The organism is Enterococcus sp. DIV1094 (assembly GCF_017316305.2).
Classification (GTDB): Bacteria; Bacillota; Bacilli; order Lactobacillales; family Enterococcaceae; genus Enterococcus_B; species Enterococcus_B mangumiae.
Genome location: NZ_CP147250.1, coordinates 3,035,512 through 3,052,362 on the forward strand (window position 1 = coordinate 3,035,512; position 16,851 = coordinate 3,052,362).

General features: G+C 36.3%; 13 protein-coding genes. All 13 read right to left on the reverse strand.

Annotation, left to right across the window (positions count from 1 at the left end):
* Positions 1-20: 20 nt before the first annotated feature.
* Complete coding sequence (locus DOK79_RS14390; RefSeq protein ID WP_339092451.1) at positions 21-1,457, reverse strand: IS1182 family transposase; 1,437 nt, start codon at positions 1,455-1,457, stop codon at positions 21-23.
* 115 nt (positions 1,458-1,572) lie between these two features.
* A complete protein-coding gene (dnaJ, locus tag DOK79_RS14395; RefSeq protein ID WP_206857188.1) occupies positions 1,573-2,739 on the reverse strand; it encodes a molecular chaperone DnaJ in 1,167 nt (388 codons plus the stop codon).
* 341 nt (positions 2,740-3,080) lie between these two features.
* Positions 3,081-4,910 (reverse strand): molecular chaperone DnaK, encoded by a 1,830-nt coding sequence (gene dnaK / locus DOK79_RS14400; RefSeq protein WP_010735218.1) that lies wholly within the window; start codon positions 4,908-4,910, stop codon positions 3,081-3,083.
* Positions 4,911-4,965: 55 nt separating this feature from the next.
* Positions 4,966-5,511, reverse strand: a complete 546-nt coding sequence (grpE, locus tag DOK79_RS14405) for a nucleotide exchange factor GrpE (RefSeq protein ID WP_206857187.1) — start codon at positions 5,509-5,511, stop codon at positions 4,966-4,968.
* A gap of 80 nt (positions 5,512-5,591) precedes the next feature.
* Positions 5,592-6,635, reverse strand: coding sequence for a heat-inducible transcriptional repressor HrcA (gene hrcA / locus DOK79_RS14410; RefSeq protein ID WP_206857185.1), 1,044 nt, complete (start codon positions 6,633-6,635; stop codon positions 5,592-5,594).
* 233 nt (positions 6,636-6,868) lie between these two features.
* Entirely contained in the window at positions 6,869-8,050 is a 1,182-nt protein-coding gene (gene hemW / locus DOK79_RS14415) for a radical SAM family heme chaperone HemW (RefSeq protein ID WP_206857183.1), read from the reverse strand.
* Between the two features lie 401 nt (positions 8,051-8,451).
* Entirely contained in the window at positions 8,452-8,982 is a 531-nt protein-coding gene (locus DOK79_RS14420) for a hypothetical protein (protein WP_206857180.1), read from the reverse strand.
* A 263-nt stretch (positions 8,983-9,245) separates the two neighbouring features.
* Positions 9,246-9,500: a hypothetical protein gene (locus DOK79_RS14425; RefSeq protein ID WP_206857179.1), complete on the reverse strand. Its 255-nt coding sequence runs from the start codon at positions 9,498-9,500 to the stop codon at positions 9,246-9,248.
* Positions 9,501-10,770: 1,270 nt separating this feature from the next.
* Complete coding sequence (locus DOK79_RS14430) at positions 10,771-11,280, reverse strand: AAA family ATPase (RefSeq protein WP_206857176.1); 510 nt, start codon at positions 11,278-11,280, stop codon at positions 10,771-10,773.
* Positions 11,281-11,320: 40 nt separating this feature from the next.
* On the reverse strand, positions 11,321-11,686 hold the full coding sequence (locus DOK79_RS14435) for a DUF4180 domain-containing protein (protein WP_206857175.1): 366 nt from the start codon (positions 11,684-11,686) through the stop codon (positions 11,321-11,323).
* A 441-nt stretch (positions 11,687-12,127) separates the two neighbouring features.
* Positions 12,128-13,864, reverse strand: a complete 1,737-nt coding sequence (locus DOK79_RS14440) for a glycosyl hydrolase family 28-related protein (RefSeq protein ID WP_206857173.1) — start codon at positions 13,862-13,864, stop codon at positions 12,128-12,130.
* A gap of 271 nt (positions 13,865-14,135) precedes the next feature.
* On the reverse strand, positions 14,136-15,122 hold the full coding sequence (locus DOK79_RS14445) for an RnfABCDGE type electron transport complex subunit D (protein WP_206857172.1): 987 nt from the start codon (positions 15,120-15,122) through the stop codon (positions 14,136-14,138).
* Complete coding sequence (gene rsxC / locus DOK79_RS14450) at positions 15,119-16,408, reverse strand: electron transport complex subunit RsxC (protein ID WP_206857171.1); 1,290 nt, start codon at positions 16,406-16,408, stop codon at positions 15,119-15,121. The genes DOK79_RS14445 and rsxC overlap by 4 nt, the downstream gene beginning before the upstream one ends.
* Between the last annotated feature and the right edge of the window lie 443 nt (positions 16,409-16,851).

Genomic DNA, 16,851 nt, shown 5'->3' on the forward strand with positions numbered 1-16,851 from the left:
TCTCAGATTGTAGACAAACCTTATGTAAAAATGAGGTTTGTCTTTTTTATATGTACGATTTTAAGAATAAAAGAGAAATTTCTTTGTTTTTCTAAAGAAAAACACACCTTTCCTGCTCGCCCTTTTTTGATTTTTATTAGTTTTTTCATATTTAGACAGGCAAAAGTAAGCCCAATTTTCATGTGCATTTTTTCTATTCCTATTTGATTCGTATAACGTAATCCATGAAATTCCTTTGCTGTACCAAAAATTCGTTCAATTGTTTCTTTTCTTTTTCTATATAGGTCTTTAAAACTTCTTTGATGACGTATTTCCTCACATCGTTCGATTGCTTTCGCCCAAATATGTCTGGTGATGACTTTTGTATGATTTTTTGAATTTGTACAAGTAGATAGAACAGGACAATTTTTACATTCTTCTGGATTACTTTTGTATTCTAAATATCCTTTTCGATTGGTTGTCGAATAAGAGAGGATCTTATCATTAGGACAGATATAACAATCATAGTATTCATCGTAGGCATAGTCGTTCTTCTTGAAATAGCCCGCTTTCGTCATTGGTCGCTTATAAGGGAAAACAGGGGTCAGATTTTCTTCGAGAAGTAATTGTGCGATTGCTGGCGTTTTATACCCAGCATCCATAATCAATTTATCTAAAGTAAAAGCTCCTTTGAGCTTTTTAAATAAAGAAATAAACGTACGACTATCATGTAAGTTTCCTGGGTGGGTCGTATAACCTAGTATCCAGCCGTTTTTATCACATGCCACTTGTGCGCTATATGCAAAAACTTCTTTATGCTCACCTTTATGAAACCAACCACTTTCGGGATCAGTAGTACTTGTTTTTTTCATGGCCATTTTAGTTCCTGCGTTTGTTTCTTTTAAGGACTTTTTTAGGCGTTTTTCTCGATCTTTTTCAATTTCTTTTGTCAATTTTTCCGTATAAAAGAAGGCTTGATCCATCACTTCGACGGATTCTTTCTTGTTTCGATTCGCATGTGCTTTAATATGCGTCCCATCAATAAAAATTTCAGAGGTATCAACGATTCCTTCCGTCATACATTGTGCTAAAATCTCATAAAAGATTTGTTCAAACGTAGTGGTTCCTTTGAACCGTCTCGTATAGTTTTTACCAAATGTAGAAAAATGAGGAACTGCATCTTCTAACCCTAACCCCAAAAACCATCGATACGCGTTGTTCACTTCAATTTCTTTGATGGTTTGTCTCATGCTTTTAATACCAAAAAAGTATTGAATCATCGGTAACTTAATCAGAAGAACGGGATCTAAGCTTGGCCGTCCTTGGGTTTCATCATATTTATCTTTTACCAAATCGTAAATAAAAGAAAAATCAATAAACTGATCCATTTGTCGTAATAAATGGTCTTGGGGAACTAAGTCCTCAAGAGCAAAAAAGCCCATCTGTGCACGCTTACTCATATCTTGTTTTGAGAGCATCGGGTTACACCTCCAATTCATAGTTTTATTTTAACGTATAAAAAAAGACAAAGCACTATAAATAAGTACTTTGTCTACAATCTGAGATAGACGTATAAACGTCTATCTTTTTTATTTATTTACGCTTTTTTCCACCAAAAGCATCTTTTACCTTATCAAAAAAACCATCTTCTTGTTGCTCTTGAACATGCATGCCGCCAGCTTTAGCAAACGCTCGTAAGGCGTCACGTTGTTCTTCATTGAGGTTCTTAGGTGTAATCAATTTCACGCGTACATGTTGATCGCCAGTTGATCCGCCACGCAATCGTGGAGCTCCTTTGCCACGTAAGCGGAAGTTGGTTCCCGTTTGCGTACCCGCAGGGATCTTCAATTTGACATCCCCATGCACAGTTGGTACTTGGACTTCATCACCTAGTGCTGCTTGCACGAAGCTTAATGGCAATTCGTAATAGATCTCTGAACCATCACGATCGAAGATATCACTTTCTTCTACTCGGAAGACTACATACAGATCGCCAAACGGTCCACCATTTTCACCCGCTTCGCCTTGACCAGCTAAACGCATTTGTTGTCCTTCTTCCACACCGGCTGGTACATTGACTTTGACCGTATGTGCTTTTTTCTCATGACCAGAGCCATGACAAGTCGGACATGGTTCTTTGATTTCTTTCCCAGTACCACGACAAACATCACAAGTTTGACGGCTCATCACACGACCAAGCGGTGTTTGACGTTCCACATTGATCGTACCTGAACCATGACATTTATGACAAGTCGTCGGTTGTGTTCCTGGTTTTGCACCATTCCCACTACATGTATGACAAATCTCTTCACGATTGTATTTGATTTCTTTTTCAATACCAAATATTGCTTCTTCAAATGATAAATTGATCGTATATTGGAGATCCGCTCCTTGTCGAGGGGCATTAGGATCAACTGATCTTCCGCCACCGCCGAAAAATGAATCAAAAATATCTTCAAATCCACCGAAGCCAGCGCCTCCACCAGAGAAGCCGCCAAAACCACCAAATCCGCCACCGCCTGCGCCGTAATTCGGATCAGTTCCGGCATGTCCGTATTGATCGTAAGCTGCACGTTTTTGCGGATCACTTAAAATCTCATAAGCCTCTGAAACTTCTTTGAATTTTTCATCAGCATCCGGCTCTTTATTGATATCTGGATGGTATTTCTTTGATAACTTTCGATATGCTTTTTTAATTTCGTCTTCTGAAGCTCCCTTTGACAGCCCCAAGACTTCATAATAATCACGTTTTGTTGCCATAGGCTTTCCTCCTATTGGTTCTCTTCATTTCCACGTCGTTTGTTATCATATCACACTTTGATCGAAACAAAAACCGGAAATTTTGAAGTATCGACTAAAGAAGAAAAAATCGATCATTGATTTCTATGGCATGAAGAAAAGAAAGTATTTCTCTCCTTGATCCAAAGAAAATCCACAACTGATGACTTATTCCTTTACACTAGTGATGCTTCAATACTCAAACTAAATTCTCCCCTCGGAAATAAGCCGAAGAATCGCGAAAATATGAGAAGCTATTTTCGAATTCTTCGGCTTATTCTAAAGCGGGACTTGACCTCTTTAGGTGAAACTACATGAACTGATTATTTTTTGTCGTCATCGACTTCTTCAAAATCAGCATCTACGACATCATCCGCTCCGCCTTGTGCTGCTTCAGGATTTTCTTGCGCTTGTTGTTGTGCAGCTTGTTCATATAATTTAACTGTCAAGTTTTGCACGATTTCATTCAATGCATCACGTTTTGTTTTCATTTCTTCGATGTTGTTTGCTTCTACAGCAGCTTTCAATTCATCACGAGCTGCCTCCGCTTTTTTCACTTCTTCTTCGTCAACTTTACCTTCTAATTCTTTCAAAGTCTTGTCAACTGAGAATAGTAATGCATCGACATCGTTGCGTAGATCAACTTCTTCTTTACGTGCTTTATCTGCTTCTGCATTTGATTCAGCATCTTTTACCATACGTTCGATTTCTTCGTCTGTTAAACCTGAAGAAGATTTGATCGTGATTTTTTGTTCTTTTTGTGTACCTAGATCTTTTGCAGATACATTCACGATACCATTTTTATCAATATCAAATGTTACTTCGATTTGTGGGATACCACGTGGTGCAGCTGGAATATCTGTCAATTGGAAGCGACCTAATGTTTTGTTGTCCGCAGCCATTGGGCGTTCCCCTTGCAATACATGAATATCTACAGCAGGTTGATTATCCGCAGCTGTTGAGAACACTTGTGACTTACTTGTTGGGATCGTTGTATTACGATCGATCAATTTTGTAAATACGCCACCCATTGTTTCAATACCTAAAGATAAAGGTGTTACGTCTAGTAAAACAACGTCTTTCACATCACCAGTGATAACGCCACCTTGGATCGCAGCACCCATTGCTACAACTTCATCTGGGTTTACTGATTTATTTGGTTCTTTACCTGTTTCTTTTCTTACAGCTTCAACAACTGCAGGAATACGAGTTGAACCACCAACTAGAATAACTTCATCGATTTCTGATTGAGATAGACCAGCATCTTTCAATGCTTGACGTACAGGAACTTTTGTACGTTCTACTAGATCAGCTGTCAATTCATCAAATTTCGCACGAGTCAATGTCATTTCTAAATGCAATGGACCTGCATCGCCTGCTGTGATAAATGGCAAGCTGATTTGAGTACTTGAAACACCTGAAAGATCTTTTTTCGCTTTTTCAGCAGCATCTTTCAAACGTTGTAAAGCCATTTTATCTTGACCTAGATCAATGCCGTTTTCTTTTTTGAATTCAGCAACCATGTGATCGATGATTTTGTTGTCAAAGTCATCCCCACCTAAATGGTTGTCTCCAGCAGTAGATAATACATCGAATACGCCATCACCTAATTCAAGGATCGATACGTCAAATGTACCACCACCAAGGTCAAATACTAAGATTTTTTCATCGCGGTCAGTTTTATCTAAACCATAAGCAAGTGCTGCCGCAGTTGGTTCGTTAACGATACGTTCTACTTCTAATCCAGCGATTTTACCAGCGTCTTTTGTTGCTTGACGTTGTGCATCATTGAAGTAAGCAGGAACAGTGATAACTGCTTTTTCTACTTTTTCACCTAGATAGTCTTCGGCAAAACCTTTGATGTATTGTAAGATCATTGCTGAGATTTCTTGAGGTGTATATGATTTACCTTCAACATCTACTTTATAACCAGCTTCACCGATGTGGCGTTTGATTGAAGAAATCGTGTTAGGGTTTGTCACTGCTTGACGTTTTGCTACTTCCCCTACTTGGATCTCACCATTTTTAAATGACACAACAGAAGGTGTTGTACGATTTCCTTCTGGGTTTGCAATGATTTTTGCTTCGTTTCCTTCTAATACAGCTACTGCTGAGTTTGTTGTACCTAAGTCAATACCGATAATTTTACTCATAATAAACGTCTCCTTATCTTATTACAAAGTTGTTTGTTTCTATTCCATCATGACTTTATTGTGCGACGATGACCATTGTTGGTCTCAATACGCGGTCATGTAATTTATATCCTTCTTGTAGCACTTCAACGATCGTATCAGCCGGTAAATCATCCGTTGCCGGTACCGTTTGAACTGCTTGATGCAATGTCGGGTCAAAAGGTTCTCCTTTTGCAGGGATTTTTTCGATCCCTTCTTCCTTCAACGCATGTTTTAAACTTTCAAGTACCATCTCGACACCTTTTTTCAAGCTTGCGCCTTGTTCATCCGAAACTTCTGTCGCTAATGCACGTTCCAAGTTGTCGATCGAAGGTAACAATTTTTTCGCTAAATCTTGTGAGCGGTATTTTTGCAGTTGCTCACGTTCGTTTTTACCACGATTCGCCATATTAGCGATTTCTGCTCGTGCACGTAAAAACTTATCTTCCATTTCATCAAATTCAGCTTGGAGATTCGCAAGTTCGTTTATTTCTTCCTCTTCTGAAACTTCAACTTCTTCTGTTTCTGGATCAACCTGCGTATCATTCAATTCCTGATCTAATTCTTCCTGGTTTTCTTTCATGATGCAGTCTTCCTTTCCTTATTCAGTCAGATGCTTGATCGCTCAGTTCGAAAAAGAACGATCAGTCACTTTTTCGATTGTTAAAAATCCGAACGGTCAAGCGTGCGGTAATAATCAGCAAGCTTGTACGCCAATTCTTTTCGATAGACATCCACGAGGCCTAACATTTTTGAATAAGGCATACTAGTTGGTCCGAGCAATGCAATCGTCCCACGTCCATGGCCAACGATTTCGTAACTCGCTTGGATCATACTCATATTTTGCAATAGATCATTGCCTAACTCCGAACCGATCTTGATGTGTATCTTACTATCCATCGGTACGATCATCTGTGTCAGTTCGTAAGTATCTGTCATAAATGAAAACATTGACTTGAACTGATCCACATCTTGCAGTGGTTCATAATTTAGCAGATTCATTTGGCCACTTACATAAACTTTATCTTCAAACGCATGACTCAAAACTGTGTCGAAGAGATTAGACATCCCTTCTGTCGTTTGGAAATACTTATGTAAGATCATCGGAATCTCCGTACGCAACTTATTGTATACGGTCACTAACGGGTCACCGACCAAACGATCATTGACAATACGAACCATCTTCTCTAAGTCCTGACTACCTAAGTTTTCAGGAAGAGTAAAAACCTGACTTTCCACATTTCCATTGTCTGTCACCACGATCGCAATGACCTGACGACTATTCAATGGTACGATGCGAAAACCGGTCAAACGGCGATCTTTAATCTCGGGTCCTAACGAAAAAGTAGTGTAACTAGTCAACTCAGATAAGATCTCAGCTGATTGCTTGATGATTTCGTTGATTTCATGGAATTCCTTGTTTAAAGACTGTCGAATTTGGTGCAAATCATCATTTGCTACACGAGCAGGTCGTAAGAGATGATCCACATAGTAACGATAACCCAGCGCAGACGGTATACGTCCAGATGAAGAGTGTGTCTTCAATAAAAGACCCTCATCCTCTAAAGCCTTCATATCATTACGGATCGTCGCTGGACTTGCCTCGACTCCTTCCGCCATTAACGTTTTGGAACCAACGGGCACCCCACTACTCGTATAGTTTTGGATGATCAGACGTAAAATATCACTTTGTCGCTGTGTCAACATCTTTCTCACCTCTCATTAGCACTCTTATCTTCTAAGTGCTAACCCACTTATAAATATAGCAAGAAGACCAAAAAGTGTCAAGGAAAAGAACCCACTTTTTTAGCACTCTAACATACAGAGTGCTAACCAATTAATGATTGACTCAAATCCCCTTAAAATCAAGCTTTCTCTCCGTAAAACACTTAGTAAATTTGTTTTTTTATCTATCGGTTATAAAAAATTTAAACAATCAATTAAACACTCGGCAACTCTTTATCCAATAAAAACCGCTCGAATACATTATTCCCCAAAAAAGTTCCCTTTTGTGTCAAATACACTCGATCCTTTTCATTCACTAATAGATCTTCCTCCACTAATTCGTCAAGGACAGATTGATACAACGATTCAAGCGATTGGCCATAACGTGCTAAAAAGTGTTGCTTTTCAATGCCCACTTTTTTTCTTAGCCCAAGAAACATCTCTTCTTCGATTTGATTCTTTCGTGACAACTCTTCTTTTTCCAAAACAGGCAATTCACCTTCACGTAACGGACGTAAATAATGTTGGATCGGCCCCTTGTTGCGATACCGAGTATGGTCCAAATAACCACTTGCTCCTGCACCAAATCCGAAGTAATGGTCATTATTCCAATACATCAAATTATGTTGCGATTCGTGACCAGCTAAGCCAAAGTTGCTGATTTCATATTGATGACGTTGATGTTTCTCCATCGCCTCGATCGTTTCTTCAAACATCCGAGTCTCCGTCTCTTGATCCGGCAGCTGCAATCTCCCTTGCCGAACCCAATTCATGAACATCGTTTTGTTCTCTAAAATCAATGAATATAAGGAATAGTGTGGCAAGTCTAGTGCTAATGCCCGCTCCAATGTATCACGATAGCCTTCTAACGTCTGTCCAGGCAACGCATAAATCAAATCAATGCTGACATTCGAGAAATTTTCCGCCTCTAAAAAACGCATCGTTTCATAGACATCTTCTGCCGTATGCTTTCGCCCAATCTTTTTTAATAAACGATTATCAAACGTTTGGACACCCATTGATAAACGATTTACTCCGTAATTCTTCATAACTTGTAACTTTTCTCTCGTCAAATCACCCGGATTCGCTTCAACCGTAAATTCTTTTCCTTCATTAAAAGGTAAAATCTCTCTTGCGCCAGACAGTAACCGATCTAGCTGCTTCGCCGATAACGAAGTCGGTGTCCCACCACCAACATACAAAGTCTCCAACTCATTGAATGGACGGCGCGCCATCATAATCGCCATTTCTTTTAACAGCATCTCCACATACTCATCGACCGGCTGACCTTCAAGAAACACTTTATTGAAGTCACAGTAATAACAGATATGCTCACAAAACGGGATATGGATATAAGCAGAAACCTTATGTTCTGCGGATTTGTTTGTTTCTTTCATTTGATTTTCTTTCTCCTTACGTCAAAAAGTCGTACTGCTTTTCGACCACTCTTTAAACGGTGTTCAAGTGCCAACTCCTTGAAATAAGCTAGCAATTTTCAAAACATGAAAAGCTGTTTCGAAAATTGCTTTCTTATTATCATCGGAGCTAACCGGCACTTTCACGACCTCTTATATACGCATACTAAACGTATTTAACAAACAAATCCACTAAAAAATCCAAGAATCGATTTCTTGGATTATTTTTTCTTTAGTTGTCGTGGAGACTTGGCTGTAAATTTCCAGTGTGGTTTTCATGATTACTCGGATAGAATAGCTTTTGAAAGTTCATTATTTCATTCTGTTTAAAATCATATACCCTAATGTAGAATCATCTACTTATCGAGACCATAAAACACCCATCAATGATTGTAAAATAACCAATAACGTTCAATGACGCCTTTAAATTCCTTCGTAGGATATTTCCCTCTTAAATCAAATTCATGAGTCGTTCCATCTGTAAACTTGATTTCATATTTATAAAGTACTTTATTTTCCGTATCTTCTTGCTTAAAAGAGCCTACATCTGATATTTCATTCCATTTTTTCAAATGATACTTGTTGTTTTCAAAATATGCTAACCCATCTTCATCTAACCTATAAATCAATCCATCATATTTTTTTAATCTTACAATGTTGTAAAATCCTGTACTTACTAAACCAAATGAAAGGACACTTATTAAATATACTAAAAATGGTACTCCAGTTAAAACTATTACTAAAAATAAGATACTATTAACCAGCATATCCCATGTATCTTCAGCACTAAAAAAAGGGTAAAAGAGCCATATAAGTCCGGCTATTGTAAGAGTTATCAATAATACTCCAAAAAATATCATTTTTATTGATTCTCTCCAACCAACTTTAAGCACAAAAGGATCTTGATCTATCATTTTACAAAATCACCTCTTACAAGAATTTTCATAAAATAAATACCTTTTCATTATTCAAAGTCTTAACCAATTGAATTATATTTTTGTTTGCTAAATAATCGAATAAAAATATTTAGCAGACTCAAATCATAGACTGCCAATTCTTAATACTTGAAATTTTAGTCGCTTTTTCTATATAGTCATGAATCAATTTCACATTTTTTTTAATATGTATAAATTGCATTTCAAGTATCTAACACATATTTCTACTCCGACAACTGATTTTAAAGACTATTTTTTACATTTACATTACAAGCTATATCGATCAGCAGCATAATAAACATAATAGGACCAGTTACTCTCACAAAAAATACACCTAAAATTACAGCTAGTAGTGGCACAACACCTAAGCCATTTGGACTTGGATCTAAATGAGGAGAAATTTTAAAAATAACCGAAAATACAATTGGAACAACTACTAATATAAACAAATTTATTATAAACAACACTATACTTATGTTTCGAATTTTCTTAAACATAAAACACCTCATTTCCAATTTTTCGTTACTTATCATGTATTTAATAAATTTAATCGTTTGTCTAAGGACGAATCTTAACTAGAATAATAAAAAATGCTTATTATTAGTTAAAACGTAATAATATTAAGTTAAGTACAAGAGTATAAAATCCTAAATATACATAAAACCTATATTTAGTTAAATAAGTTTCTGCCTTCGTATAATCAGATCTTGATAAACCTTTATCAAGATTTTTTCGTACTATTTTTTTATTTTCAATAAAAAATTGATACCTATACTGAAAAACATGAGACTTAAGAAACATAAGAGTATTCGAGCCTCTAAATATATCACTTTTACTTACCTAATCCCTTCTTCATATCTACTGTCAAAAGTTTATGTAAAAAAAATAGTCTTTTTCGGATACTACATCTAAATTTTCTATAATGACTCTCCAGCTAATGCTTTACCTCGTACTGACGTTATAACACTTTGAGCAACAATAACTTTTTCTACGACCCGAGCTATGTTTCACTAATTATTTACGCTGTTTACGATTTGCTGTACTTGTTCTTTTTCAGTCTTTTAATTTTCCCTCCAATTCCTCTAAGTTTCTAGTCATCATATGTACCTTTACAAGCATTGTTAATCAATTTTCGAAGGATATTAAAATGTCTTTTTAACGATAGGATAAATGTTTTACAAAAATCACTCCCTTATTTTTCTAGTTTTGTCATTTATCCTTACTTAACTCCTCAGCTAATTAAGTAGTTTTAGAACGATCTTTCTTTTTTTCTTGGTACCAAAGATATAGAGTATATACCACTAACATGATTACACCAAACGGAGCAGTAATATATATTCCCAACAGCGAAAACCCTATACATGATAATACAATATCACTATCAACAAATTTAGGAAATAAGTTACTCAATACACTCAAAATAAAGGGCATTACAATCAACATAAACGTATTAACACCTAATAGAACTTGACTTATCAAAAACATTTTTTTCATTTGTCCACTCTTTTCTTTTAGTCTATAAGTTCAAACCTGTATTTTTTTATTCTCAACTACTTTCATCAGTTTTCTCCAAAATTACACTGTTGATAAGCTTTAAGGAACGTATGAGCGAGCGACCTTTTGATTAAATGGCTTTCTATAAATATACGCAAAAGTTCTGAATTCTATCCTATTAACTATATTCTAATATTCTTCTCTTTGTTCTGGCTCAAATTATTTACCTTCTAAAATTATAAAGTATGGATTATTTTTAGTTATACTACATAACTAACTATTACATTTTACGAGGTCTTTTAAGATCATTTCGAGAATCTCTTCTTCTGACATATCACCAGTTATTGTTTTTTCATTGTCTAATCTCAAATAGTCTTTTTCCAGCCACCATTTTTTCATGACTGTTTCACCCCATTGGACACTTTTCTCTCTTGTTTTATGCCGATTCACTGTTTCCTCAAAAGGGATATCAAAGTAATAAATATGCGCATTCTGTTGAAAATTCGTAACTAGCTCAACAAACATCTCTTTATAAATATGACTGCCTAGTATCCCTTCTATCACAATGATTTTAAATTTCCCTTGCCCAAATAATGCGATGGATTGGATCAAGTCAGCCGTAGGATTTTCTATGCGGTCTTTTACGTTGAGGATGTTTAATCTGACTTCATCCTGAGCGATCAGCATCACTTCTCCTCGAGGAAATGATGCTCTAATTTTTGATGCGATGGTAGATTTTCCGCTTGCAGAATTGCCACGCAAAATAATTAATTGACTATTCATTTACTATCCTTCCTTCAGTTTTTATAATTTTTCAAAACAATCATTTCCCCAAGCAGTCCACAGCCTCCTCAAAAGTTGATACAAAATAGAAATTATTCCCTTGGTTTGCTTCTCGAATAAAATCCTTCAGCGCTTGACTGCCTTCATTAAAATCACCAATGATTGCTAAATGGATATCATAATTGATATATTTTTGCAAAATTTCTCCTGCTATTCCTGAACTTAGATCATAAAATCCATTGATTATGGCTTCTTTCCTTAGAATGATATCAGTTGTTTGATAATGATAATTTAATGACATTGCCAAATCTAAGGCAGAGGCAGTATCAAAAATCAGTGGTTTATGATTTTCCATTTCAATCACTACGATGTTCTTTTTGTTTTTTTCAACTACGTTTACCAACAATTGTCTCACCTCTTGTTTTTTTAAGTATATCATAGTGGCGGATTCATTTTTGGAACATTTTACTTACTTGCTGCTTATTTTTTGTTACAAATATGACTGCTAAAAAATCGATAAAAAAATAACTCGTGAAATCCTAAAACTTGAACAGTTTCTTGATTTTTACGAGCTATTTTTTTATGTGCAACCAATTTTGGTTTATTTTATTAATGCAAAAAAATATGAGCAACTTCATACGTTTGTTCTTTTGTTAGAATCACCTATTTAGCGAAGTTCATTGGCAATGCCTTTTCAATCAAAAATGGTCCTGCAAACATAGTATTTCTTATAAAATGACTCCTTCTGAATCTTTATCTGGCAGAAACGCTTCTAATTCTTCTGACTTTTGGAAGAAAGTAATTTCTCCAAAAGTTTCAACGTGTTTGTGGGACCACCTAAAATTTTTTATTGAAACAGAACCGTCACATTTGCTATCGCACGGACTGTTCGCCCATTTGGATAGAAAAGCATTAGTTCTAGCTGGTGTTGACCAACCTTTGATAGAACTTCAGGGTTCAAAATAGTGATTTCAGGGCGATCATTTTCTTCTGTATGGGTGTGATCAACAAAATCAAACGGATCATATGATTCTCCTAAAACAATCTCAACCGTCTGCCCAATAGGAAAAGCATCTTGTATTGGTACTTCCGCTCCTTTATATTGGTCATACAGCGTGGAATCAATCAAATTTCTCCAATCCTTTGGCATTTTTTCATACTCTGCTGAGGACCAAAACTCAACATTCAATTGACGATCAGGCGTGTCATCACGTGTATTGCCAGAAACATACGTTGTCTCTCCTTTAAAACCTTCAGAAGCTTGATTCATGATCAGCAGCTCTCTTCTGCGGTTAGCAGGAATATTGTGGTAATTGATAAATTTATTATCAATGAATACCCCATTAAATACATTGTCTTTTCCAGTATGCCGATTATACTCTATCCCAATCGCGTATTTATCCTGCCATTCTTTAAAATCAAAGACGTTATTTGCTACTAACCAATTCGATAACTCAGCTACTTGCCCTTGAGCAAAACTATCACCTAGTCCGAATTCTGGTGTTTCGTACATAATAATACCTGTATTACGTAGATAATTATTCATGATCGTGATGTCACGTCCTGATTTGAATTTAAATCCACCATACGGTCCATTTTGCAATCCACGAACGTGATTGCCTACAACCTGAACATTCTGTGATCCTCTTAGATAAATGGCATGATCGCCCACCACACCATATCGATCCTTATTCTCGTACATTTGCTGGAAGAAATTATTTTTTATCAAAACATTTTTCGAATTACTATATGAATTGACAGCACAAGAAAGATAGTTTTGTTCATTATGTTCAAGAGCGATTTGCTTAGACTCTAACGCAGATTGTAGACGATCAATGGTTTTGATGATTTCAGGATTGCTAAAGCTCTTGATTGCCTCTAACTCATTGATCCGTAATCCAAATAGATTATCTGTAATCTCTACATTTTCCATATATTCATATCTTCCAACTGTCGAAAAACCACCAATATAGATTGCACGATTTTCTGTATCTGGCGTTGCATGGTCATGGTCTCTCATAAAGATATTGTTCTGAATGGTTGCCCCATTGGACGTCTGTAAGTTGATCGGGTACAAAGAGACAGGATGATAAAACACATTATCATTGATGGTGATATTATTTGCTAAACGTGTAAAAATTCCTACTCCGTCGAAAAATAATAACTGAATCTCAATATTTTGGCTCGTCTGATAATTTTCATCTGACAAATAAACGTTTTGTCCTGTTTCATTTTTCAATATTGTTGGATTCTCTTCTTCTCCTCTGATCTTGAGGCCACTTCTTAACACTACATTTTTATTGATAATATACGTACCAGCCGGAATATATAGCTGTTTGGTTAAAGAATTAGTGCGATCGATAATTTTTTGTAATGAATCTGACTGATCTTCTAAGCTTCCATGTTGTAATGCATGCTCACCAAAAATAGTCACATCTGTTGCATCTAACCAATCGGTGTGTTGAGATGAAAAATTTTTTCGATCAACTAACTCATTCGTTGCTTCAGCTTTTGCATTAACTGGTAGGTTTATTAAAAACAGAACCAGAAAACATAGCATCATTTTTAGTTGTAGTTTATTCATTTGACTCTCCAATCTTTTTTCATTTAGACATGATTAGTTATCATTCTAAATAGAAAGTATTTCGTTATCATTTGGAATAGTGTTACTTTTTCTGTTTCAACACAAGATAAAATAACAAACGATATCCCTTGTAGAGTAGCAAATAAATGAATCGTTCTACAACCAAAAATTTCATTCATGGGTGAAATTTTTGATTTCTTTCACAAAAAGATAGTTAAGTAGAACTACATATTAAAATACCCGACTAAATTTCTCTAGTCGGGTGACAGTTCTATTTGTTATCAATTATTGAAGTTATCTTCAATCTTTTCTCACCATAGACTCGATGCATGGTCCATTGATCAATGAACGGTACCGCTAGATTCATGACAACAATCGCTACTCCAATGCCACCTGGTAAATCTAAGACGATTCTCAAAATGGCACAAACCACACCACAACCGATAGCAAAATAATACTTTCCTTTGTCTGTCATAGGGGAAGTCGTATAGTCTGTAACCATAAAGACCGATGCCATGATCAATGCGCCACTGAGTAAATGTGCTGTGGCAAAAACAAAATTGAACTGGCTATAAATCAAAATCGCAAGATAAAATGCGCTTAGCGTCAATAGAGGAACCAATGGATTGATTATTTTTCGCAGGATCAAGTAACCGCCAGCGATTAATAGAAGCAATTTGCTCGTTTCGCCCATTGGTCCACCTAAGTCGATCCCTAAGAATAGTTTCCACCATTCGGGGGTAGTTACACTAACTTCTCGAGAAAAGTGTCCGAGCGCTACGAGTGGTGTTACAGTCGTGACTGCATCTGGTCCTGGGGCGATCCAATTAGTGATCCAAGGAGATAAAAAGAGCTTTAGTAGTACGCGTGCTGCTACTGCTGGATTGATCCAGTTACGTCCTAATCCCCCGCCTAGATGCTTTACAAGAACAATAGCAATAAAATCTCCGATAACTACTGTCCACAAAGGTGCGCTAGTTGGCAACGTCAAAGCGAGGAGCCAACCGGTGATCACAGCTGTTAAATCATTGATCGTAACTGGTTGTTTGGTCGCCTTTTGGACAAGTGTTTCGAGTAACACACAAGTGATAATACTAGTAGTGATCATCACCAAAGAATACCAACCGAAGAAATAAAGCGCGCCGGTCGTTGGAAATAAGAGTGCAATCAACACTTGTTTCATTTTCCACTGACTTGTCCACCCATTACGGATATGTGGCCCATTGACCGTTCCATTACCTGTATATCGTTCACTCATCTTTTTGCCTCCATGATCTGATTTTTAACCGCTCTGATATCTTTTAATAAATCGATTTTTGAAGGACAGATAAATGAGCACGCACCACATTCCAAACAATTTAACGCACCTAGTTGTTCAGCTGTTTGTAGATCTTGATGACGAAATGCTTGGCTGATCAAGATTGGATGTAAGCCGACTGGACAGGCATTTACACATTCACTGCATTTGATACACATTTGTTCCTCAGGAATCGTTGCCTCCCTTTCAGATAATGCTAAAATCAGATTTGTCGTTTTTGTCACTGGTTCGTCTAATGATTGGATCAGTTTGCCCATCATTGGTCCACCGTTTAACACCTTACGAGGTGAGGACGTAAATCCACCACAAGCATCAATCAATGCTTCCACTGGTGTGCCGATCCGTACGCACAAATTTTTCCCTTCTTTGATTGGTGTTCCTGAGACTGTTACAACTCGTTCTACGGAAGCGATTTGTTTGACTGAAGCAATAAAAATACTGTGAACGGTCGCTACATTTAGTGTGATCACACCTAAATCAAAAGGTAGCTTATCCTTAGGAATTTCTTGAGATAATACATGTTTGATCACTAATTTTTCTGCGCCTTGTGGGTATAGATCACCGAGTATATGTAACTGGATACGTGGGTCGGTCAAATTTTTACGCAAATGGGCGATTGTTTCCATTGATGATTTTTCAATCGCAATCATTGCTTTTTCAATTTGATACGTATCTAAAATAAGTTGGATACTTTTTATTATTTCTTCTGTTTTTTCAATCAACAATCGTCGATCACTGGTAATAGCTGGTTCACATTCTGCCGCATTGATGATCAAAGTATGGATAGGGTGTTCGTCATTAGGTTGTAGCTTTACATTCGTTGGAAAGCCAGCACCTCCCATACCAACGATTCCTGCATTTTCTACTATGCTATGTAACTCTTTGTTTTTTGTATGTAATGATTCGATGCGATCTGAGAAGTCATTTTCTATGATAACTACCTTAGTTGATTGATGATTGATCATCCGGTTTTCAATTTTTTTGACGACTCCTGAAACGGAACTATGAACATTGGCAGATATCAGTCCGTCTTTTTCACCAACGATTGTACCAATTGCCACTTTATCACCCACTTTGACCACAACTTTAGCAGGTTTTCCAAGATGCATGGACATTGGTAATATAATTTTTTTCGGTGGTGTTAGTTTCTCAATAACCTTTTGCGCGGTGTCCTTCCTTTTTTCAAGAGGAACGCCACTTAAACGTTTCTTTACTATTATTTTCATTTTTCATTCCCCTAACGATAGATACAAAAGTAATAGATCAAACCGATCGCTACTAATGCTAATTGCATACCTAATCCGATCCATTCATATTTTTTACGATAACCAAATCTTTTCATTTCTCCCCATATAATAACAAGATATTTTTTATACAAAACAAAATTAAATCTGACAAGCAAGTGAGAAAAATTAATCTCGTTTGCTCAAAGTAAATCTAAAATTTATAATATTCCAGACTGTTTCTAAATACGGCAAAAGAATACAACCTAACATAAAATAACTGTTTTGTGTAAATATAATAACATGTTACGGAGATATATAAAAGAGTATTTTATAAAAATTTTTATCTAATGCTTTTGCTAAATAACAATAAAAAAAGTCCTAACTCAAATGTCATTTTGAATTAAGACTTTTTCATAGCTACTGATCGTTATACTTGTTGATTG